Source organism: Amycolatopsis halotolerans (assembly GCF_042647905.1).
In the GTDB taxonomy this organism is placed as follows: Bacteria; Actinomycetota; Actinomycetes; order Mycobacteriales; family Pseudonocardiaceae; genus Amycolatopsis; species Amycolatopsis halotolerans.
Genome location: NZ_JBHRWI010000040.1, coordinates 38,435 through 60,736 on the forward strand (window position 1 = coordinate 38,435; position 22,302 = coordinate 60,736).

17 protein-coding genes are annotated in these 22,302 nt (G+C 68.8%); 7 read left to right on the plus strand and 10 right to left on the minus strand.

Annotation, left to right across the window (positions count from 1 at the left end; genetic code table 11):
• Positions 1–4: 4 nt before the first annotated feature.
• The 3 genes from ACFORO_RS30010 to ACFORO_RS30020 all read right to left on the minus strand — a co-directional run bounded on the left by ACFORO_RS30010 (position 5) and on the right by ACFORO_RS30020 (position 4,374).
• Complete coding sequence (locus ACFORO_RS30010) at positions 5–1,366, minus strand: nucleobase:cation symporter-2 family protein (protein ID WP_377868321.1); 1,362 nt, start codon at positions 1,364–1,366, stop codon at positions 5–7.
• Between the two features lie 211 nt (positions 1,367–1,577).
• Positions 1,578–2,939 carry a nucleobase:cation symporter-2 family protein gene (locus ACFORO_RS30015; protein ID WP_377868322.1) on the minus strand — a complete coding sequence of 454 codons (1,362 nt, stop codon included), beginning with the start codon at positions 2,937–2,939 and terminating at the stop codon, positions 1,578–1,580.
• A gap of 34 nt (positions 2,940–2,973) precedes the next feature.
• Positions 2,974–4,374, minus strand: coding sequence for an amidohydrolase (locus ACFORO_RS30020; RefSeq protein WP_377868323.1), 1,401 nt, complete (start codon positions 4,372–4,374; stop codon positions 2,974–2,976).
• A gap of 340 nt (positions 4,375–4,714) precedes the next feature.
• On the opposite strand from ACFORO_RS30020, the gene ACFORO_RS30025 reads away from it, so the two are divergent.
• On the plus strand, positions 4,715–5,698 hold the full coding sequence (locus tag ACFORO_RS30025) for an amidohydrolase family protein (protein ID WP_354747751.1): 984 nt from the start codon (positions 4,715–4,717) through the stop codon (positions 5,696–5,698).
• 22 nt (positions 5,699–5,720) lie between these two features.
• Here the strand turns inward: ACFORO_RS30025 and ACFORO_RS30030 are convergent, their stop codons facing one another.
• Entirely contained in the window at positions 5,721–6,716 is a 996-nt protein-coding gene (locus tag ACFORO_RS30030) for a LacI family DNA-binding transcriptional regulator (protein ID WP_377868324.1), read from the minus strand.
• Between the two features lie 83 nt (positions 6,717–6,799).
• Here ACFORO_RS30030 and pucD point away from each other — a divergent pair, with 83 nt between their 5' ends.
• The 3 genes from pucD to ACFORO_RS30045 all read left to right on the plus strand — a co-directional run bounded on the left by pucD (position 6,800) and on the right by ACFORO_RS30045 (position 10,887).
• A complete protein-coding gene (gene pucD, locus ACFORO_RS30035; RefSeq protein WP_377868325.1) occupies positions 6,800–9,133 on the plus strand; it encodes a xanthine dehydrogenase subunit D in 2,334 nt (777 codons plus the stop codon).
• A gap of 396 nt (positions 9,134–9,529) precedes the next feature.
• The gene (locus ACFORO_RS30040) at positions 9,530–10,408 is read left to right on the plus strand and encodes an FAD binding domain-containing protein (protein WP_377868326.1); all 879 of its coding nucleotides are present in this window, start codon (positions 9,530–9,532) and stop codon (positions 10,406–10,408) included.
• Entirely contained in the window at positions 10,399–10,887 is a 489-nt protein-coding gene (locus ACFORO_RS30045; RefSeq protein WP_377868327.1) for a (2Fe-2S)-binding protein, read from the plus strand. Before ACFORO_RS30040 ends, ACFORO_RS30045 begins: the two co-directional genes overlap by 10 nt.
• A gap of 552 nt (positions 10,888–11,439) precedes the next feature.
• Here the strand turns inward: ACFORO_RS30045 and ACFORO_RS30050 are convergent.
• The gene (locus tag ACFORO_RS30050) at positions 11,440–12,219 is read right to left on the minus strand and encodes a PIG-L family deacetylase (protein WP_377868328.1); all 780 of its coding nucleotides are present in this window, start codon (positions 12,217–12,219) and stop codon (positions 11,440–11,442) included.
• Between the two features lie 206 nt (positions 12,220–12,425).
• Here ACFORO_RS30050 and ACFORO_RS30055 point away from each other — a divergent pair, with 206 nt between their 5' ends.
• Positions 12,426–13,778 carry a TrpB-like pyridoxal phosphate-dependent enzyme gene (locus ACFORO_RS30055; RefSeq protein ID WP_377868329.1) on the plus strand — a complete coding sequence of 451 codons (1,353 nt, stop codon included), beginning with the start codon at positions 12,426–12,428 and terminating at the stop codon, positions 13,776–13,778.
• 490 nt (positions 13,779–14,268) lie between these two features.
• Here ACFORO_RS30055 and ACFORO_RS30060 read toward each other — a convergent pair whose 3' ends face one another.
• From ACFORO_RS30060 to ACFORO_RS30070, 3 genes are read right to left on the minus strand one after another with little or no spacing between them, the layout of a single operon-like run.
• Positions 14,269–15,858 carry a hypothetical protein gene (locus ACFORO_RS30060; protein ID WP_377868330.1) on the minus strand — a complete coding sequence of 530 codons (1,590 nt, stop codon included), beginning with the start codon at positions 15,856–15,858 and terminating at the stop codon, positions 14,269–14,271.
• On the minus strand, positions 15,834–16,604 hold the full coding sequence (locus tag ACFORO_RS30065) for an ABC transporter ATP-binding protein (protein ID WP_067582806.1): 771 nt from the start codon (positions 16,602–16,604) through the stop codon (positions 15,834–15,836). The genes ACFORO_RS30060 and ACFORO_RS30065 overlap by 25 nt, the downstream gene beginning before the upstream one ends.
• A 42-nt stretch (positions 16,605–16,646) precedes the next feature.
• Positions 16,647–17,204 (minus strand): ester cyclase, encoded by a 558-nt coding sequence (locus ACFORO_RS30070; protein ID WP_354747734.1) that lies wholly within the window; start codon positions 17,202–17,204, stop codon positions 16,647–16,649.
• Positions 17,205–17,283: 79 nt separating this feature from the next.
• Here ACFORO_RS30070 and ACFORO_RS30075 point away from each other — a divergent pair, with 79 nt between their 5' ends.
• Positions 17,284–17,961 carry a TetR/AcrR family transcriptional regulator C-terminal domain-containing protein gene (locus tag ACFORO_RS30075; protein WP_377868331.1) on the plus strand — a complete coding sequence of 226 codons (678 nt, stop codon included), beginning with the start codon at positions 17,284–17,286 and terminating at the stop codon, positions 17,959–17,961.
• On the opposite strand, the gene ACFORO_RS30080 is transcribed toward ACFORO_RS30075, so the two are convergent.
• Together ACFORO_RS30080 and araD are read right to left on the minus strand one after the other, a co-directional pair.
• A complete protein-coding gene (locus ACFORO_RS30080; protein ID WP_377868332.1) occupies positions 17,945–19,720 on the minus strand; it encodes a VanW family protein in 1,776 nt (591 codons plus the stop codon). The genes ACFORO_RS30075 and ACFORO_RS30080 overlap by 17 nt on opposite strands.
• A gap of 91 nt (positions 19,721–19,811) precedes the next feature.
• Positions 19,812–21,530, minus strand: a complete 1,719-nt coding sequence (gene araD / locus ACFORO_RS30085; RefSeq protein WP_377868333.1) for an L-arabinonate dehydratase — start codon at positions 21,528–21,530, stop codon at positions 19,812–19,814.
• A gap of 118 nt (positions 21,531–21,648) precedes the next feature.
• Between araD and ACFORO_RS30090 the strand changes: the two genes are divergently transcribed.
• Positions 21,649–22,302 carry a GntR family transcriptional regulator gene (locus ACFORO_RS30090; protein ID WP_377868334.1) on the plus strand — a complete coding sequence of 218 codons (654 nt, stop codon included), beginning with the start codon at positions 21,649–21,651 and terminating at the stop codon, positions 22,300–22,302.

The window sequence follows — 22,302 nt, forward strand, 5'->3', positions numbered from 1 at the left end:
CCTTTCAGGACTGGGAAAGTTTCGCGGCGGGTTCTCGTTGCACAAGCGGTTCTTTCGGCTGCCAGGTGTGCCGGGCGAAGAAGAGCAGGTTCAGAAGTATCGCCAGGACAGTGCCGGTGGCCACGCCGCTCTTGAGGAAAACCTGAGCCGCGAACGGGAACTGCTTGTAGAAGTCCGGTGCCCCGGCGGGGATCAATCCGACGCCGAGCGACAGCATGACGATCACGAGATTGCCGGTCTTGGTGAAGTCCACTCGGGACAGGAGCTGAATGCCGGACACCGTCAGCGCCGCGAAGGTAGCGACGGCGGCCGCGCCGATCACCGGTTGCGGGATCGCCGCGATCACCCGGCCGATCGGTTGCACCACCCCGAAAACCACCAGGATCATGCCGCCGACCGCGACCGGATAACGGCTGCGCACCTTCGTCAGCGCGACGAGCCCGATGTTCTGGCCGAACGTGGTGTAGGCGAAGCCGTTGAACACGCCGCTGAGCGCGGTGAGCAATCCGTCCACCCGGAGCAGGTTGGCGATGTCGCGCGGCCCGACCTTCTTGCCGACCACCTGGCCGACCGCGAGCCCCTGCCCGGAGGCCTCGACCATCAGCACGAAAACGATCACCAGGAACAGCAGAATCGACGGAATGTCGAAATGCAACGCTCCGTAATGCATGGGTCGCAGAAGCCCGAAAACGGGACCGTCGGCGACTCCGGCGAGGCTGCCCAGGCCGGTCAGCCAGCCGACGATCGCGCCGACAGTGAGCGCGATCAGCATCGCGAGCTGGCCGAGCAGGCCGCGGAACACCCGGTAGAACACCGCGATCAGCGCGAGCGTGAACCCGGCGAGCGCGAGATTCGCCGGCGCACCGTAGTTGTGCGCGGACGGATTGGAACCGGCGATAAGTTTCAGCCCGACCGGAATGAGCGTCAATCCGATCAACGTGATGACGGTGCCGGTGACGACCTCCGGGAACAGCTTGAGCAGTTTGCCGAACAACGGCGCGATCAGCACCCAGAGCACGCCGACCACGAGCAGCGAGCCATACACTGTGGACAGCCCCTGCGTGCTGCCGATCAGCACCATCGGGACGATTCCGTTGGACGCCGCGCCGACCACGAGCGGCATCCGGATGCCGAATTTCCAGACGCCGAACGCCTGCAGCATGGTGCCGATCCCGGCGAGCACCAGGTCGACGCTGACCAGGTCGGCGATCTGCGACTGGGGCAGGCCCAGCCCGGCGCCGACCACGATCGGCACCACGACGACACCGGCGTACATCACGAGCACGTGCTGCAAACCCAGCAGCACCAGCGGGCCGAATCGGGGACGTTCGTCCACCGGGGACAGGGGAGACGGGTGATTCGCCATGATTCCCTCACCTCGTTGGGCCGGCGGGACCGGGAAAGCGGCCGGGCCGGGCGGATCGTGGGTCGTCGCCGGAGCCGGACGGGCAGCCGGCGTCGATGACCCCCGGCCGCGCGCGAATCCTGCCGCCGCACCTACGGGGTTATGGGATGATCGAAGATTTTTCCTTCCCTGCAAGGAGTTTCGACTATGGTGCATCGGAAGCCGCCGAGGGTCAATACCCGGGCGCGGCTTCCGGCCCGGTGCGCGGAGCCCGCTCGCGGCGGTTGAGCACGAGGTTCAGCAGGAACGCCGCGATGCCGCCGGCCGCGATGCCGCTCGTGAGCACGGTCTGCACCACAACGGGCAGATGTTGGTAAAACTCCGGCGCGCCGACCGGCAAAAGACCGAAGCCGAACGAAATGGCGACGATCAAGATATTGCGCCCGTTGCTGAGATCCGCCTGGCTCATGATGCGCAGCCCGACCGCCCCGACAGTGCCGAACATGACCACTCCGACGCCGCCGAGCACCGGGCCGGGCAGCGACGCGACGGCTGCCCCGAGTTTCGGCACCAGGCTCATGAGCACCAGCACCGCGCCGGCGGTGGCGACCACGAACCGGCTCATCACGCGGGTGATGCTGACCAGGCCGACGTTCTCGCCGAAGGTGACGACGGTGAACGAGCCGAACACGCCCGCGAACGCGGAGCCGATCCCGTCCGCGCGCAGAGCCCGGGAAATCTCGGGCGGTCCGACGTCGCGGCCGACGATCTGCCCGATGGCGAGCGTGTCGCCGGTCGATTCCACCATGTTCACCAGCTGCACGATGATCATCGGCAGCAAGGCGGACAAGGCGAACGTCGGCACGCCGAATTCGAACGGCTTCACCACGCCGACCCAATCCGCGTGCCCGACCGGGCTGAAGTCGGCCATGCCGAGCGGGATCGCCACGAGCGTCCCGACGGCCAGCGCGATCAGGATCGCGAAACGGCGCACCGCGGGCGGAGCGAACCGTTCCAAACAGACAGTCAGCACAATGGTGCCCAGCCCGAGAATCAGCCGTCCGGCCGAACCGTGGTCGGCGGCGCCCGGATCGGACCCGGCGATCAGCGTCGCGGTGGAGGGCAGCAGCGAGAATCCGATGATCGCGATGATCGTCCCGGTCACGATCGGCGGGAAGAACCGGATCAGCTTGCTGAACCACGGCGCGACCAGCCACGTCAGCAGCCCGGCGACGATCGTCGCGCCGAAGACCGCGGGCAGCCCGGCCTCCTTGCCGACGATGATCGCCGGGGTGATGCCGGTGAAGGTCGAGCCCATCACGATCGGCAGCCGGACGCCGACGTTGCCGATCCCGAGCGTCTGCAACAGCGTCGCGATGCCGCTGACCAGCACGTTCGCCGTGACGAGCGTGGCGATCTGGGCAGTGGACAGGCCGACGCCGAGCCCGATCAGCAGCGGGACGGTGACCATTCCGGAGTAGGCGACCAGCAGGTGCTGGACACCGAGCGGGAGCATCTGCCGCAGCCGGGGGACGGTGTCGACCGCGTCACGGGTCGTGGCTTCGGCTCGGGTGGTGCGCGGACGGAATCGCATGGTTTCCTCCACAGCGGGGAAAGGGGAGCGCGGATCACCGCGCCCAGGGAGTGCGCAGGCCGCCCATGCCGCTGCGTTCCAGCAGCCGGGCCGCGTGCCGTTCCGCCTCGCTGGCGGCGGCCTCTTCGTCGACGCGGACGCACTGTCCGTCGCGGTAGACGATCTCGCCGCCCACGATCGTCAGCTCCACATCGGACCCGCGGGCGGAGTAGACGAGGGCGGCGACAGCCCGGTGCACCGGGCGCACGTGCGGACGGTCGAGCGCGGTCACGATGACGTCGGCGAGTTTTCCCTCGCTCAACACTCCCGCGTCGATTCCGGCGTACCGGGCCCCCTCGCGGGTGGCCATTTCCAGCGCGTCCTCGGCTCGCAGCGCCGTCGGGTCCAAAGTGGCCGTTCGCTGGCCGAAGACACTGAGTTTCATTGCCTCGAAAAGATCTTGCCGATGGCCGCAGCTGGGACCGTCGGTGCCCAGCGCGACCGCAACGTTCTGCTTGCGCATGTTCGCGATCTGCGCGGTGCCGGAGGCGAGGTAACCGTTGGACGCCGGGTTGTGCGAGACCCCAGCGCCCGCGGCCGCGACCTGCTCGATTTCGGCTTCGTCTAGCCAAATCGCGTGCGCGAGGGTGGCTCGCTCGTCGAGCAGGCCTTCTTTCGCGAGCCATTCGACCGGCCGGACCCCGTGGGTTTCGAGGTAGCTGACCGGATCGGTTTTGCTCTCGCAGCAATGGGTGTGCCAGCGAGTGCCGAATTCCCGGGCGAGTTCGACTGTCCGGCGGACGAGTTTTTGCTCCACGTAACAGAGGTTGAGCGCGGCGGGCCACACCGCGACCTTGGACGTCGGCGGCCGGTGTTCCATCGCCTCGCGGGTGATCGCGAATTCGTCCTCGCTGGAATAGCGGAACAGTTCGATCGGCTGGCCGCGGCGGTCGGCGATTTCGGTGCGTTCGCCCAGCATGCCGCGGGCGACCGCGCCGCGAAGCCCGGCCTCCTCGATGACGTCGGCGACGGCGAGCGTCGTTTCAAGATCGCTTGGCGCGTAATGGTTGTCGATCACCGTCGTGATGCCGGCGCGCAACGCTTCGACCGCGCCGAGCCGTGCCCCGGCCACCGCTTCGGGCCCGGTGATCGCGATCGAATACGGCCACATGAAATCGCACAGCCACGGCACGATCGACATGCCTTCGCCGAGACCGCGAGCGAGCGCCTGGTAGAGGTGGTTGTGCCCGTCGACCAGGCCGGGCAGCACGGCTTTGCCGCGACAGTCGACGACCTCTTCGGCGCGCCAGTGCTCAGTGCCGGATCCCGCTCCGACGCCGACGATCCGGTCGCCGGTGATCGCCACGTGGCCGTTCTGATGGACAGTGCGCTCGTCGTCGACGGTCACCACGGTGCCGCCGGTCAGGAGGAGGTCGCAGGGTTCCGCAGCCGACATCGGGCCGCCCTTCCCCGGGCGGGGTCGGACCCGGCCCGGCGATCGTCTCCAGCGCGCGGCTGGAGGCATTTGGCCGAACGGTTGGCCCGAAACGGGAGGTCACCGGCGCCCGGCAGCGCCGCCGGGTCGTTCAATGCAAAGCCCTCGCGGGACCGGTGTCAAGAGCCTTCTCCGGAAAAGTCTTGCCGCGCAAGGCATTCGGCGATCATGTGTTGACAGCGGGCGGCGAAGGTGTTGCACTCGGTTGCGCCGGAGCGCGGATCGCGCTTCCGGGTCCCGTAGGTGCGGTGAAGCGCGGCCGGGGAGTCCTTTACTCAAGTCTTGCGTAAGGAGACATCCGGTGATTATCGATACCCATGTCCATCCGACGAATCTCGTCGACGAAGCCTGGCGGCACACCGGAACCCCGTTCACCGGCGAGCGCACGCTGGAAATGATGGACGGTCCATTCTGGATCAACGGCAAGCCGCGGCGCGTGGACGTCAGCTGCATCATGCCGCCGCCGGGCAACACGACCTGGCGCGAGGGCAACAAAACCGGGCGCGAGGGCATTCGCGAATACCAGGCGTACGTGACCTCGCTCGTGCAGCGGTACCCGGACCGGTTCGTCGGGAACTTCATGTACAACCCGCGGTTCGGCCCGGAGAACGGCGCGGCGGAGCTGGCCTTCCACGTGAAGGAATACGGCTACAAGATGCTGAAACTGCACGCCAACATGCATTCCTACCGCCCGGACCGGGCGCTGGACTGGCTGCGGCCGGTGATGCGGGTGTGCGACGAACTCGGTGTGATCGTGCTGATCCACACCGGGGACGGGCCGTACTCGATCCCGACCCAGTTCTACCCGATCATCCGCGAGTTCCCGAACGTCACGTTCATTCTCGGCCATTTCGGCATCCAGACCGGCGGCGTCTACTGTTTCGAGGCGTTCTGGATGATCCAGGACTCGCCGAACGTGATCGGCGAATCGGGCTGGCTGCTGCAGTCGCGGATCGTCGAATTCGCCAAGGAGATGAAGAAGAGCGACCTGGTCTTCGGCACCGACTCGCCGCCGAACGAGCCCGGCATGTGGGCGCGGGAGCTGGAAGTGCTGTGCCACCAGCCGCCGCAGGGCCTGAACCTGTCCGAGGACGACCTGGAGGGGTACCTCGGCAACAACATGGCCAAGCTGCTCGGCCTCGCGCCGACGCCGCCGCCGAAGGACAAGGCCGAAGCCGAGGCGTATTTGCGCGGGGACATTCCGCAGGCCTCGGCGGCGAATACGCACGCGTCGCATTATCTCGGCTACACGCCGTCGGCGTGGGCTGAGACCGCGAACTCCTGATTCGCTCGCGCCGGCTGCGGGTTCAGTCACACCCGCAGCTGGCGCGCGCGGTCAGATGTACGTCGAGGATGCGGTCTTCCGGTTGGGTGTTCTCTCGGAGCTTGTCCAGAGTGGACACTGCCGCGTCGGCGAAATCGTCGAAGGAATGCCCGGCGGTGGACAGCGCGGGCCAGCTGTGCGCGGCGGCATCGGTTCCGCCGAAGCCAATCACCGCAAGGTCTTTCGGCACGCTCAAGCCAAGCTCCGCCGCGACAGTGAGCGTATCGAGCGCGAGCCCGTCCGCGGTCGCCATGATCGCGCGCGGCCGCTCCGGCGATTGCAGCCACCGCCGGATGTCCGCCCGCGCGGCATGCCGATCCAGACCAGTCCGGACGACATTGCCCGCACTCCTCTTCGCCGCCCGCATCGCCTCGGTCCAGCCTCGAGCCCGATCGGCCACCGGCCCGGACCGCGCGGTCCCGGTGAGGCATCCGATCTCCCGGTAGCCGTGCCCGAGCAGATGTTCGGTGGTGAGCCGCCCGCCCGCCTTGTTGTCCAGCACCACGGACGGCGCGGCGGCACCGGACGGGGCGTGGTGGTGCAGGTAGACGACCGGAACGTCCAAAGTGGAGTGCGTCGCCGCCGCTCCGGCGATCTCCGCGCGGACGAGCAGCAGACCGTCCACGCGCATGTTCGCCAGCGATTCGGCGTACCGCAGCTCCTGCTCCCGGGAGAACGCCGAATTCCCCAGCAGAACAAGGGATCCGCGAGCGAACGCGGCCCGCTCGACCGCGTGGGTGAGCTGGGTGAAGTAGCCCTCGCTGCTGTCCGGCACGACCAGTCCGAGCACGTTGCTGCGCGTGGACCGCAAGGCCCGCGCGACGAGATTCGGCCGGTACCCGAGCTCGGCGATCGCCTGTTCCACCCGCGCCCGCGTGGCGGGGGCGACCGGACGCGGCCCGTTGTTGAGCACGTAACTGACCACGGCCGGCGAGGTGCCCGCCAGTCGTGCGACATCGTCCCGGGTGACCCGCTGCATGCGCCAGACGATACCCGAAGAGCCGTTGACACTCCCGATCTACACGTGTTGAATCCCGTGGAGTCGGCAAAGCAGGAAAGCTGGTGGTCACTGTGGACTCGCTGGTACGCGCCGCGGAAACCGGGAAAGCCGCCGGGGTGGGCGAAAGCGCCCTCCGGCCGGACGGCACCGCCAAGGTGACCGGCAGGTTCGCCTATTCGTCGGACTTGTGGATCGAGGGCATGGTCTGGGCGACCACACTGCGCAGCCCGTACGCGGCCGCGCGGATCCGGTCCATCGACACGAGCAAGGCGCTCGCCCAACCAGGCGTGCACGCCGTACTCACCCACGAGGACGTACCCGGCGCGAAAACGTACGGAATGAAGTCCGCCGATCAACCGGTCCTCGCTGTCGACGAGGTCCGCTACCACGGCGAACCCGTCGCACTGGTCGCCGCCGACGACCCGGAAACCGCGCGCCAGGCGGCAAAACTGATCATCGTCGACTACGAACCGCTGACCCCGGTCACCGACCCGATGACAGTCCTGGACGAGGGTGTCCGCCCCATCCACCCAGACGGAAACCTGGTACGCCACGTGAAAATCCGCCACGGCGACCTTTCGCGGGCCCGAGCTGAGGCGGATGTCGTAGTCACCGGCGAGTACGAGGTCGGTATGCAAGACCAAGCCTTCCTGGGCCCCGAATCCGGCCTAGCTATTCCCTCCGAGGATGGCGGCGTCGAGCTTTACGTTTCCTCGCAATGGCTGCACAAAGATCTAGAACAGCTAGCCCCGTGCCTAGGCCTGCCGCCAGAAAAAGTCCGCCTCACCCTGGCAGGCGTCGGCGGTGCCTTCGGCGGCCGAGAAGACCTCTCCGTCCACGTGCACGCCTGCATGCTCGCCCTGCGTCTCGGACGCCCGGTGAAGATGTCCTACAACCGCTACGAATCCTTCTTCGGCCACGTACACCGCCATCCGGCGAAGATGCGCTACGAACACGGAGCCACAAAGGACGGTCGCCTGGTCTATGTGAAAGCCCGCCTGGTTCTGGACGGCGGTGCCTACACCTCAACTTCCCCGGTGGTAATCGCCAACGCCTGCTATTTCGTGACCGGCGCCTACGACGTCCCGAACGCCGAAATCGACGGCCTGGCAGTATTCACGAACAACCCACCCTGCGGCGCGATGCGCGGTTTCGGCGCCGTCCAGTCGGCCTACGGCTGCGAGTCCAATATGGACAAGCTGGCGCACGAACTAGGCATGGACCCGATGGAGTTGCGCCTCCGCAATGCCATGACCACCGGCACCGTCCTGCCCACCGGCCAAGCCGTCGACGGCCCAGCCCCCGTCGCGGAACTCCTGCAAGCCCTGCGCGACCGTCCTCTACCACCCGCTGCCGCTTCGGACCTCCTTTCCCTCCCAGGCGGAGCCGCCAACACGACGCACGGCGAGGGGGTGCGTCGCGGAGTCGGCTACGCCGTCGGGGTGAAAGCGATCGGCTACTCAGGAGGCGTCGACGACATCTCGACGGCCCGAGTCACCTTGGCCGTCGTGAACGGCGCCCCGGTGGTCTCGGTGCACACCGCCGCCGCGGAATGCGGACAAGGCGTCACGACGGTCCAATCGCAAGTGGCGAGCACGGAGCTGGGTGTCTCCCGGGTAGTCGTCCTCCCCGCCGACACCCAAATCGGCGACGCCGGTTCCGCCTCCGCTTCCCGAATGACCTGGATGTCGACCGGTGCTGTGCAGGGGGCTTGCCGCCACCTCGCCCGCGAACTGTTACGCCGCGCTTCGACCGCTTCTGGCCTCCCCGCACTCTCCTTGGGCAACGACCAAGTCCTGGACACCGCCGGACGCCCCGTGTGCGCCATCGCCGACCTGGTCGGTTCGGAGACCCTCTCGCACACCTTCGAGTACCACCACCGCCCCACCCAAGGCATCGACCCGGAAACCGGTCAGGGCGACGCACACATCGCTTTCGCCTTCGCCGCCCACCGAGCCGTGGTGGACGTAGATGTCGAGCTGGGTTTGGTGAAGGTCGTCGAGCTGGCGACCGCCCAGGATGTCGGCAAGGCAATGAACCCGCTGGCGGTGGAAGGCCAGATCGAAGGCGGGAGCGTACAGGGCCTTGGTTTGGCTTTGATGGAAGAAATCCTGGTGGACGCCGAGGGGCGGGTACGAAACCCGTCCTTCACGGACTACCTGATCCCCACTGTGCTGGATGTGCCGCCGATGCCGATCAGCCTGTTCGAATTCCCGCACCCGGACTCGCCGTACGGCCTGAACGGCGTCGGTGAGCCGCCGACCCTCTCCTCGACCCCCGCGATCCTGAACGCCCTCCGCTCGGCGACCGGCTTGGCTTTGCCGAACGCCCCCATCCGCCCGGACGACATCGCGCTGGCCGGAGATCGCGGTGCGGGTTTGGGCGTGGCTTCGTGACCGGCTTGCCTTTGCCGGGCCCGATCCGTCCAGATGGCATCGCCCTTGCCGGAGGTCGCGGCACCGCTTCGGACCGGTTTGCCTCTGCCGGGTTCTCCGATCCGCTCGGTCGACATCGCTTCGGCGGGAGGTCGGGGTGCGGGTTTGGGTGTGGCTTCGTGACTGGCCTGCCTTTGCCGACACTTCCGGATCCGCTCGGTCGACATCGCTTCGGCGGGAGGTCGCGGTGCGGGCTCGGGTGTCGCTTCGTGACCGGCCTGCCTTTGCCGAACTCCTCGATCCGTCCAGGCGACATCGCCCAGGATCGCGGTGCGAGCTCGCGTACCGCTTCGTGACCGGCTCGCCCAGCGCGGCCGTTCGCCCCTTCCCGTTCCTTCCCGAGGCCGGAGGTGCCCCGTGGATTTCCTGACCCCTGCGACCTGGGCGGAAGCCCTGGCGGTCAAGTCGGACCGCCCCGACGCCGTCCCCCTGGCGGGCGGCACCGACGTCCTGGTTGAACTCAACTTCGACCACCGCCGTCCCACCGCACTGCTCGACCTCACCCGGATCAGCGACCTGACCGAGTGGACCGAAGAAGACGGCCACATCCGCCTGGGCGCGGGCGTGTCGTACACCCGGATCATCACCGAGTTGGGCACCCGCCTCCCCGGATTGGCGATGGCGAGCCGCACCGTCGGCTCCCCGCAAATCCGCAACCGCGGCACCGTCGGCGGAAACCTGGGTGCTGCCTCCCCAGCCGGCGACACCCACCCGATGCTCCTGGCCTGCGACGCGACGATCGAGGTCGCGTCCGTGCGCGGCACCCGGATGATCCCGGCGACGGAGTTCTACCAAGGCGTCAAACGCAACGCGCTGGCCCAGGACGAACTGATCGCCGCCATCCACCTCCCGACCGCGACCGGCCCGCAGCAATTCGCGAAAGTCGGCACCCGCAACGCGATGGTCATCGCAGTGTGCTCGTTCGCACTGGACCTGGCCCCAGAAACCGGCTGGGCAGGCGCGGCGGTCGGTTCGGCCGCGCCGACCCCGCGCCGAGCCACCGCCGCCGAAGACTTTCTCCGTGAGGCCCTCTCTGATGCGTGGGAATCCCGCCCCCCACTGCCGGACCCGGTGGTCCGCCGCTTCGGCGAACTGGCCGCGAGCGCCGCGTCCCCGATCGACGACGTCCGGGGCAGCGCGGACTACCGCGTCCACGCGATCGCAGTACTGGCCCGCCGGACGTTGAGCTGGGCCTGGGACGATTATCGGAAAGGCGGGCAGCCGAAATGCGCCTGAACCTCATGGTCAATGACGAGCCCCGGACTGTCGACGAGGTCTGGGAAGGACAAAGCCTGCTCTTCGTCCTGCGCGACCAGCTTGGCTTGCCAGGCTCGAAAAACGCCTGCGAACAGGGCGAATGCGGTTCGTGCACAGTGTATTTGGACGGTACCCCAGTGTGCTCGTGCCTGGTCGCCGCGGGCCAAGCCGAAGGCCGGAACGTCCGCACCGTAGAGGGCCTGGCCGACGGCGACCAGTTGGACGCAGTACAACAAGCCTTCATCGAAGCCGGCGCCGTGCAATGCGGCTTCTGCACGCCGGGGTTGATCGTCGCCGCACACGAACTCGTACACCGCGTGACCGCCCCGACGGACCCGGAAATTCGCGAAGCCCTGGCGGGAAACCTCTGCCGCTGCACCGGGTACGAGAAAATCCTGGACGCGGTTCGCCTGGCCGCGACTCGCGTCGGGGAGGCGGAGCCCGCGAGCCTCGCGTGACAGCTGCCCGCGTGCGGGAGCCATTGCGTCGACTGAGCTGCCTTGTCAGGCGCCTGCGCCCGACTTGCCAAGCCGCGCGCAGGAAACTGCCCGCAGTCCGGCATGAGGACGCGAACCGGCCAGCCACTTCGCTCGGCCCGCAGCACTCGCACCGGCTCGGGCTGTCTGCCCGGTGCCACGTGAGCAATTCCACCTGCTCCGGGAACCGTCAGTTTTGCCATCGGCCACTGGCTCGCAGCGGACCTTGCCGCTCCGCACAGCCGGTCCACGTGCGGCCGCCAGCGCCAACCCGCCATCTGGCCCGGCCTGCGATCCGCACCGGACACCGTGCCTGCGCGGGCGACTCCGTCGGCGCCAGCCCGCCGACCCGTTTCGGTCCTGCGGCCCAGCGCCGGTAACCCTGCGCTCCGGCTCGTACCAGCCCGCCGAGCCGTTCCGGTCTTGCGGCCCGGCAGCGGTGACCCCGGGCTCCGGCTCGTACCAGCCCGCCGACCCGTTTCGGTCTCGCGGCCGAGCGTCGGTAACCCCGCGCTCCGGCTCGTACTAGACCGGTCAGAGTCCCTTCATCAGATCCGTCTCCGTCACCCCCGGCCCCTGTCCTGCCCGGATGAACCACTCCGTCCCGAACATCTGGCCGAATTTGTCGTCCGGCAGGGCCAGGAAGAACGAATCCTCGCTGATCTGGCTCTGGTGCGCGCGCATCGCCGCCCGCTTCACCTTCGCGTATGCCGTGACGTCGACTTGCGCGGTCAGCTCCGCTGCTGGCTTGCCGATGATCATGTCCTCGTCCGGACCGCCTTCCTCGCCTGCCGCGCGCGCTGCTTCGGCGGCGCGGCGCACCTCGTCGCGGTTCACCGAGCCCTGGTAGATCCGCGGCGTGCCCGCGAGTTCTCCCGCGCGCATGCCGACGCGGTGGACCTGGATGTGATCCGGGTGGCCGTAGACGCCGAAGTCGTCGTACACCGTGAGCACGTCCGCCGACTCCTCGCGCAGGATCGTCGCCAGCCGCTCCGCCGCTTCTTCGACCGGTGCGCTCCAGAACGTGTCCGGGCCGTCGTTCGACGGGTCGCCCATCATCCCGGAGTCCTGGTATCCCAGGAACTCCACCCGCGAGACGCCCAGCACCTCAGCCGCCGCCCGCGTCTCCTTCACGCGCCGGTCCGCGAGCTGCTCGCCGTCGTCGAGCAGGCCCTCGGGGATCTCGCCCTTTTCCCCGCGCGTGGCCACCACGAGCACCACCCGGTGCCCCTCGTCGGCCGCCTTGCGCATCACGCCGCCGGTCATGATCGCCTCGTCGTCCGGATGAGCGTGGAACGTCACCAATGTCGCCATGCCAACGAATCTACCGGCACCCACCGACAAAAACCGGCGCCCGCCGCGAACGGCTTCCGGAAAATCCGCAACCCTCCATTGTGGACAAGTCGCCCACATGGGTGGACCTGCGGCTTTACCGGCGCGAGGGGTCCCCTCGCGCGCTCCGGCGCTTGGCTTCTCCCGCCGCCCGGCTTACGTTGGGGTCCGCCGACCGAGGAGGCGTCATGGCAGAACGGACGAAATATATCCTGGACGAGGCCGATCTCCCGGCGCAGTGGTACAACGTGGTGCCGGACCTGCCCGAGCCGCCGCCTCCGCCGCTGCACCCGGGAACGCGCGAGCCCGTCGGGCCCGCGGACCTGGCCCCGCTGTTCCCGCAGGCGCTCATCGAGCAGGAGGTCACCACCGAGCGCTACATCGACATTCCCGAGGAAGTCCGCGACGTCTACCGGCTCTGGCGTCCGTCTCCGCTCTACCGCGCCCGCCGGCTGGAAAAGGCGCTCGGGACCCCGGCCCGGATCTACTACAAGTACGAGGGCGTCAGCCCGGTCGGCTCGCACAAGCCGAACACCGCTGTGCCGCAGGCGTTCTACAACGCGGCCGAGGGCGTCACACGGCTCACCACCGAGACCGGCGCCGGGCAGTGGGGGAGCGCGCTGGCGTTCGCGTGCGCGACGTTCGGGCTGTCCTGTGAGGTCTGGCAGGTGCGGGCGTCGTACGACCAGAAGCCGTACCGCAAACTGATGATGGAGACCTTCGGCGCGCAGGTGTACCCGAGTCCATCGGACCGCACTGCTTCTGGCCGCGCGATCCTGGCGGAGAACCCGCAGTCGACGGGCAGCCTCGGCATCGCGATCAGCGAAGCCGTCGAGCAGGCGGCGGCGGATCCAGGCGCCCGGTACGCGCTGGGCAGCGTGCTCAACCACGTGCTGCTGCACCAGACGGTGATCGGCGAGGAAGCCCTCCGGCAGTTCGAAATGGCCGGCGACACCCCGGACGTGCTCGTCGGCTGCACCGGCGGCGGCTCCAACTTCGGCGGGCTCGCTTTCCCGTTCCTGCGGGAAAAACTGGCCGGCCGGATGAACCCGGTGATCCGCGCGGTCGAACCGGCGGCCTGCCCGACCCTCACCCGAGGCCGCTACGCCTACGACTTCGGCGACACGGCCGGCCTCACGCCCCTGCTGAAAATGCACACGCTCGGCCACGGCTTCATCCCGGACCCGATCCACGCCGGAGGCCTGCGCTACCACGGGATGTCGCCGCTGATCTCGCACATCTACGAGCTGGGTCTCATCGAGGCGCTCGCGATCGGCCAGCAGGAATGTTTCGCGGCCGGGGTGCGGTTCGCCCGCACGGAAGGAATCATCCCCGCACCCGAACCGACGCATGCGCTGGCCGCGTGCATCCAGGAAGCGTTGCGCTGCAAGGAGACTGGCGAGGAGAAGGTGATCCTGACGGCACTCTGCGGACACGCGCACCTCGACCTGCCCGCGTACGGCGCGTATCTGGCGGGGGACATGGTGGACAACGAACTTCCGGACACAGCGCTGGAGGAATCGTTGGCGGCGCTTCCCTGACGGGTGTGGCTGGCGGACTGGAGAGGAGGGGATGAGGGGTTAGTTGGCGAGTGATGCTGGGCTAGCGGGCTGGCTGGAAGCGGTTGGCTGGGACCGGTGAGCAGGCGGCGGTAGGCCGGACGGATCGACTGACGGCCCAGGCGGGTTGCGGTCGGCCGGGATCGGTTGGTGGGTGGTGGCGGGCCGGGTGGGTCGGTTGGCTGCCAGGCCGGTTGTGGTTGGCTGGGGTCGGTTGGTGGGTGGTGGCGGGCTGCGTGGATCGGCTGGCTGCCAGGCGGGTTGTGGTCGGTTGGCGGGCGGCGGCAGGCCGGATGGATCGGCTGGCTCGTCGCCGGTATCCAGCGTGGTTTCGGCTCCCTGGACGGCCATCAGGTACTGCTTGATGGCGAACTCCTCAAGCCGGGTCTCTTACCTTGGCTGCGAACGCGCTCGACGCCGTTCGACAGCCCGGCGAAAAACCCGGCAAGAAAAATCTGTCGCCGTTCCTCTGTCACCGTTCCTTGGAGACGGTCGCCAGCAGCTCCGGACCTCGCTCCACCAGTCGTTTCTGGGCCAGCGAACCCCACCACCACGCCAAGGCGATGCCGGTCGCGATTCCGGCCGGAATGCCCAGCCACTGCAGCACTGGCAGGTCCGTGAGCTTTCCGGCTACGCACAGCGCCACCACCGGCAGCGCGCCGAGCAGGATGAGGAGCGTTGTCGCCAGCATCAGGGCGGCGCGGGCACAGCCGGGGCGGCCGCCGGACGACCATGGGCTGCCGCTGCGGCGTTGATCCGGCAGCGGGAAGGCCAGGAAGACCGATTGCAGCATCAGGATTCCGGCTCCGGCGCCCAGGGTTGCCGGGACCAGGCCGAGGACCCACGGGTACGCCCCCGGCACGCCGGTGACGCCGGGCAGGACCAGCGCCAGCACAAGGGCGATGGGGGCGACGATCAGGGCCCACGCCAGCTGACGGCCGCGCACGTCGGCGCGTTCGGCGCCGGGGACGACGAGCGTGTGCCACAGGGCGCTGCCGTCCATTCCGTACAGGTTGCCGGACTGCATGGACGCGAAAATCACCACTGCGACACCGAAATACGGCAGCATCACCGACTGTCCGCCGCCACCGCCGGACAGGGCTGGCACGACGGTGATGACGAAACCGATGAGCAGCGTCGACAGCAGGGCGACGCGTCGGCGCGCGTCTCGCCACCAGGTGTAGAGCTCCTTGCGTGCCACGGCACCGATCGGCGTGGCGGGGAGCAGGCTGCGCCGCGTGCGGGTGCTCTTCGCGCGGGTGCGGGAGGCGCCGCGGAAGGAAGGGGTGGTGACCTGGCGGGCCAGCAACGCGCCCCAGACCAGGACCAAGACCGCTACTGCCCCGAGCAGCGCGGCGAAGAGGCCGCCGACGGTGCCCCATTCGCTGGCTCCGGCCGCGTGCACCGCGAGGGTGCCCCAGCCGGAGGGCAGGGCGTGCATGACGCTGACGAAGCCGGGCATCTGGCCGGTGACGATCGCCGGGCCGACGCTCCGCGTCACGTAGTTCACCGCGACGCCGGACAACCCGGTGAGCGCCACCAGGATGATGCCCAGTTCCTTGCCCTTGCGCGACGTCAGCAGCGTGCCGAGCGCGGCCATCACCACGCGGTACAGCAACACCACGAACGCCAGCTGCAGCACGGTGAACACGAGCCCGACGAACGCCGCACCGGCGCCGAACCGCAGCCCGTAGAACACCAAGCCGAGGAACGCCAGCAGGCTCACCAGCGCCGTGACGCCCACGAAACTCGCCGCGAGCAGGCCGACCGCCAGCTTGCGGCGGCCGATCGGCAGCAGCGCGAAGTGTTCCGGCCGCAGGGTGTCGTCCCCGCCGCCGGTCGCGATCGGCGCGAGCACCCAGCCCGCCATCCACACCGCGTAGACGGAGGTGAGCAGGTCGACCGTGATCCGCGCTTCCGGAGCCGGGAACACCGCGATGCCGATGGTGAACAGGGCCGCCAGCAGACCGAAGATGCCGCCGACGATCATTCCGGCGATCTGCCGCCCGCGCAGCGAATTGCGCAGGACCCGCAGCTTCAGTCGGACGAGGACGCCAACCACGCCAGCCCCTCCGCTCCACCGGTCCGCCCGCCGACAATGTGCACGAACGCGTCTTCCAGCGTGCCTTCGCCCCGCACGTCCGCCACCGCGCCCGCGGCGACGACGCGTCCGCGCGTGATCACCGCGACGTGGCTGCACAGCTGTTCCACCAACGCCATCACGTGGCTCGACAGCACGACCGCGCCGCCGGAAGCGACGAACCGCTGCAGGATCGTGCGAATCGTCGACGCGGAAACCGGGTCCACCGCTTCGAACGGTTCGTCCAGCACCAGCAGCCGCGGCCCGTGCAGCAACGCCGTCGCGAGGCCGATCTTCTTGCGCATGCCCGCGGAATAGTCGATGACGAGGGTGCGCTCGGCGTCCGTCAGCTCCAGCACGCCGAGCAGTTCCTGCGCGCGTTCGGCGACCGTGTCCGGCGCGAGCCCGCGCAGCAAGCCCATGTACGTCAGCAGTTCCCGCCCGGTGAGCCGCTCCGGAATGGACAATCCGTCCGGAAGAACGCCGATCAGGCTTTTCGCCCGTTCCGGTTCCCGCCAAACGTCCACACCGAACACGCGCGCTTCGCCGGCGTCTGGCCTGAGCAGCCCGACCGCCATCGACAGCGACGTCGTTTTCCCGGCTCCGTTGGGGCCCACGAGACCGAAGAACGACCCCCGCGGCACTTCCAGCCGCACATCGTCTACTGCCAGCGTGGTCCCGAACCGTTTGGTGAGTCCGTAAAGCCCCATGGCCGCGTCGTCGGACACCGGTTCCCCCTTCCCGTGGTGTGCGCACGACTGTACGCGGGGTCACCGACAGAAAGCGGGCGGAGTGGTTTCGGAAAGCCGCGGATCCGGGGTTCCGGACATCGCCAGCAGCCCGCGCACCGCGCGGACGAGCTTGGGCCACGACGTGGGTTTCCGGATGTCGTACGCGCTCAGCAACTGGCGGAGCATGGTGAGCGTGTCGAAGTAGATGCGTTCGCACACCAGCCGTTCGTCGGCGTCGAACAGGAAGTACGCGGTCATCCGGACCCGGAAGCGCTGCCCGGTCGGCGGGATCTTCCCGAGCGGCCCACGATGTGTGCCGAGAAGCCAGAATTCGACGATTACCGCATCCGCACTGTGCCGCAGGGCGATGATTTCGTGGTCTTGATCGGGAAAAGCGCGACGCGTTTCGTCGTAGTAGCCGCGCACCGCGGAATCGCCGTCGTGCACGGTCATCGTCGGGACGATCTCGTAGTGCGGGTGCGGGAACGTCTCCAGCACGTCGTCCCAGTCCTGGCGCACCTCGTCGCGGAAGTGGTCGAGGACGAGCTTGTGCCGGGCTCGCAGCACTTCGGGCGCGGGGATGGCCAACGGGTCCACGGGTTCCTCCAAGCCAGGAGAGCGGAACCGCAATTTAATCCACAGTGTGGGTTAACCGCAAGTGCGCCATGATGGAGCCGTGAACACCACGACGCGCCGGGGACGCCCGCGCAAGGGAGACGCCCGGCTGTCGCGGGAGGCGATCCTGACGGCCGCGCTGGAAGTAGTCGACGCCGACGGCGCGGCAGCGGTGAGCATGCGGACCGTCGGGCAGCGTCTCGGCGTGGACGCGAAGAGCCTCTACCACCACATCGACGGCAAAGAAGCCTTGCTCGACGCCGTCGCCGGGCACGTGCTCGGCGGGATCGACCTCCCGGACTTGACCGGCCAGCCCGAAGAAGACCTCCGCGCGATCGCCCAGTCCTTCCGGCAAGCGACGCGCGCGCACCCGCAGGCCGCCGCGCTGGTCCTAACCAGACAGTTGCCGTCGATCGCCGCGCTCGCCCCGGTCGAGGCGGTGCTTTCGGTGCTGCGCAAGGCAGGCGCGTCCCCCGAAGAGGCGGTGCACCTGCTGCGCTCGCTCCTGGCCGTCGTGGTCGGCTCGCTCCTGCGCGAGGCGGGTGCGGGGCCGGCGTTCGGCGTCACCGACGAAGCCGGAATCGCCCACCGCCGCGCCGAACTGGAGCAGACCGGACTTCCCGCCGTCGTCGAATGCGCGCCGCATCTGGCGCGGTGCGATCACGAAGCGGAGTTTTCCTTCGCCGTGGATCTGGCGGTGGCTGCCACGATGCAGCGACTCGTTACTCCCCGCAGGTGATCTTCGGCTGCGGGTTGTAGCGGACCGACCGCGTGTGCCGCGAAACTTCCCGGCCCGACGAGGCGTCGCGCAGGATCCGGGTGTCGCTCGCGGTGAAACCGGGCGCGCCGTTGGACGCGTGGCAGTTCTCCGCCGGACCCGGTTTCGTCGGCGGCGGCGTCGGGTTCGACCGCTCGCCGGGCACCGATTCGACCGTGTACCGCTTGGTGCCCCACAGCTTCACGGTGATCGACGACGACGTCCAGACGGTCTGGATCGCGACGCCGGTGTCCGAGTCGTTCGTGAACTTCAGGTCGATCACGCTGGCGCCGTTGGGGTTCTGGAACACCGTCGCCTCGCGCGCGGCCGGGTAACGGCTGATGTAGTAACTGTGTTCCTTGTGCCCGGCGTCCTTCATCCCGGAGAAGTACGCCGCGTTGTACAGCGTGGTGGCGAACTGCGAAATGCCGCCGCCCACCTCGCGGGCAGGCGCGCCGTTCTCGATCACGCCCGCCTCGACGTACCCCTGCGGACGCCCGCGCGCGCCGGTGAACCCGTTGAGGCTGAAGGTTTCTCCCGGCTTCACAATCGCGCCGTTCACCTTCTCGGCGACCACGCGGATGTTCGTCCCGGAGTCGGGCGCGAACCCGCCGGTGCTGAATTCGCCGATGACTTCCTTGACGCCGAGCTTGTCCGCCTGCTCGGTGGTGACCTTCGCCGGAGTCTTCTTGTAGATCGCCTTCAGCTCACGGCTGTCGGTCTGCTTCAGCGTGTTCGGCAGCGGCTTGAGGCTCTGCTCCCAGTCGACGGTGTTGCCGTCCGCGGACGGTTCGACGACCGGCTTGCCGCCGGAGAACGCGATGGCCGCGTCCTTCCCCTCCTGCTCGGTCGACTTCAGCTGCGGCGCGAGCGCGTCGGTGACCTTCTTCGGGTCGACCTGCGGCGCGAGGCCGCCGCCGTCGCCGGGCACGAACGTCAACGCGCCCGCGATCTGCTCCGGACTCAGCGTCGCGTCCGCGCCTTCGCCCTTGACCACGATCGGCGCGGACACCGCGGGCTTGGCGAACTCGGTCAGCGCCCGCTGGACGCCTTCAGCGGTGGTGCGCACCGGTGTCGGCGCGACCGGGAGCGTCAGCTCGTTGCTGGAAGCCCAGCCGCTCAGCACCTTCGCGCGTGCCGCCGCGACGTCCAGCTTCTGCCCGGCCTGCGGCGGGACCGCGACCGGGGTGGTGCCGTCGAACCGGATCGTGCCCTCGACCGGCTCCCGGTCGACGCGTCCGCGCAGGTCCTCGAGCGCCGGGTCGAGCTTCTCGGCCTCCGCGTGCGACACCACGCCGAGTTCCCGCGTGCTGAAGAACGACGCGAGCCGCGTGAAGGGGTTGATCGGCTGGTCGCCCGCCTGGTCGAGAGTGCCGCTCCAGTCGAGCCCCAGCCCGGCCTCGGTCGGCGACAGCTTGGTGTGCGCGTTGCCCGCGGTGACGGTGAGCGGCTGGGTGAGCCGCGGCTCGATCTTCCCGCGCAGTTCGCGTTCGGCGACCGGCCGCTCCAGCCCGCCGACGTCCACGCCGGCCACGACGACGCCGCGCGGCACCCGGCCCTGGCTGGTCAGCAGGTCGATGAGGTAGGCGACGACCAGGACGCCGAGCACGCCGCCGCTGATCCAGCCCGCTTTGCGCAGGCCCCGCCTTCGCGGCGGGGACGGAGGTTCCTCGGGCGGCACGACCGGCAGGATCTCGGTCTGGTCGCTGTCGGTTTCCGGCCAGCGCGGTTCGTACTGCACCTCACGACCCCTTCGATTCGCTGCGGTCAAGGGCACAGCGTACGGGCCGAGCCGGACATGCCGGACTACTGCCCCCAGCGGAACAAACCGGTCACCCGGCGTCCGGTTCCGGATTGGCCCCGGCGCGGGCGAGGAAGTCGAAGTCGCAGCCCTCGTCGGCCTGCGTGATGTGCTCCGCGTACAGCGCACCGTAACCTCGTTCGAACCGCGGCGCAGGGGCGGCCCACGAAGCGAGACGACGTTCAAGTTCGGCGCCGTCGACCTGAAGCCGCAACGTCCGGGACGGCACGTCCAGGGTGATCAGGTCGCCGTCGCGGACGAGCGCGAGCGGTCCGCCGACGTGCGATTCCGGTGCCACGTGCAGCACGCACGCGCCGTAGCTGGTGCCGCTCATCCGGGCGTCGGAGATCCGCACCATGTCCCGCACACCTTGTTCCAGCAGGTGCGCCGGGATCGGCAGCATGCCGTACTCGGGCATCCCGGGACCGCCGAGCGGACCGGACCCGCGCAGTACCAACACGGAATCGGCGGTGATACCCAGCGCCGGGTCGTCGATGCGCTTCTTCAGGTCCTTGTAGTTGTCGAAAACCACCGCCGGACCGGTGTGCGTGAGCAGTGCGGGATCAGCGGCGATGTGCTTGATCACCGCGCCGCCGGGAGCGAGGTTCCCGTGCAGCACGGCCACGCCGCCTTCGCTGGCGACCGGATTGTCGCGCGGGCGGATCACGTCGTCGTTGTGCACGCCCGCGTCGGCGAGAGAATCAGCGAGCGGACGCCCGGTGACGGTGATCCGTTCGAGGTGCAGCAGGTCGGTCAAGCGGGACAACAATCCGGGCAGGCCGCCCGCGTAATAGAAGTCCTCCATGAGCCAATCGCCGCCCGGCCGGATGTTCGCCAGCACCGGCACCCGGCGCGCGATCTCGTCGAAATCCTTCAGGGACAACGAAATCCCGCTGCGTCCGGCCATCGCGATCAGGTGGATCACCGCGTTGGTCGATCCGCCGAGCGCCAGCACGGTGGTGATCGCGTCGGCGTACGCGTGCTCGTCGAGGATCTTCGCGATCGTGAGGTCTTCCCACACCATGCCCACGATTCGCGCACCGCTCGCCGCCGCCATCCGGTGGTGCGCGGAATCGACCGCGGGGATCGACGCCGCGCCGGGCAGCGTCAGCCCGAGCACCTCGGCGGCGGACGTCATGGTCGACGCGGTGCCCATCGTCATGCAGTGGCCGGGGGAGCGGGCGAGGCCGCGTTCCAGCTCGGCGAGCTCGCGGTCGCCGATCGTGCCCGCGCGCCGTTCGTCCCAGTACTTCCACATGTCGGTGCCGCTGCCGAGCACCTCGCCGCGCCAGTTTCCGCGCAGCATCGGCCCGGCGGGCACGAAAATCGACGGCAGTCCCGCGCTCGCCGCACCCATCAGCAGCGCCGGGGTGGTCTTGTCGCAGCCGCCCATCAGCACCGCACCGTCGACCGGATACGACCGCAGCAGTTCCTCGGTCTCCATCGCCAGCAGATTCCGGTACAGCATCGGCGTCGGCTTCTGATACGTCTCCGACAGCGTCGCCACCGGGAACTCCAGCGGGAATCCGCCCGCCTGCCACACACCGCGCTTGACCTGCTCCGCGCGTTCGCGCAGGTGCTGGTGGCACGGGTTGATGTCGCTCCAGGTGTTGAGGATGCCGATCACTGGCTTGCCGAGGTGCTCCTCCGGCTCATAGCCGAGCTGCCGGGCACGGGTGCGGTGGCTGAAATTCCGCAGGTCGTCGCCGCCGAACCAGCGGTGGCTGCGCAAGTCCTCGGGTGCCTTCATCGGGCTGAGTCTCCTCGGTCGGCGGATGGCATCTGATATATGATCGTACGTGTCGACGCTCGGAGACGCCCGCCTGGTTGAATGTGCGGGGACGAGCGCGAAAGCCAGGAGGGTCGGCATGCCGTCCACGTTCAGCCTCCCCGCCTCCCGCACCGAGGTGGTGCTGGAGGAGATCCGGCGCGGCATTCTCGCCCGCGAGCTGGTGCCCGGTCAGCAGCTCGTGGAGGCGGAGCTGGCCGCGCGGCTCGGGGTGTCGAAGACGCCCGTGCGCGAGGCGCTCAAGGTGCTGTCCAACACCGGGCTGGTCACGTTCAGCCCGTACAAGGGCGCGTCGGTGTGCGTGGTCGACGCGGAGCTGGCGCGGTCGGTCTACGACGTGCGGATGGTGCTGGAGCCCGAGGCGCTGCGCCGCGCCATCCGGTCTTCGGACCGCACGGCGTTCGACGAGGCCGCGCAGGTCCTCAAGGAAGCGTCGGGCGCGGAGGCCGACCAGACCACGTTGAGCCTGCTGAACCGGCGGTTCCACCGCGCGCTGTACGCGGGTTGCGGCAACCCGCTGATGGTGTCGATGCTGGACGACCTGCGCGACCGCGCGGCGCTGATCACGGTGGTCGGCTGGGACGCGAATCCCAGCTGGCGCAAGGAATGGAACGAGCACAAGGCGGTGCTCGCCGCCGCGAAGAAGGGCGACGAGGACGGCGCGGCCGAGCTGCTGCGCGCGCACATCGCGGCGTTCCTCGACCACGTGCTCGAGGCGATCGGGGAGGAGTGA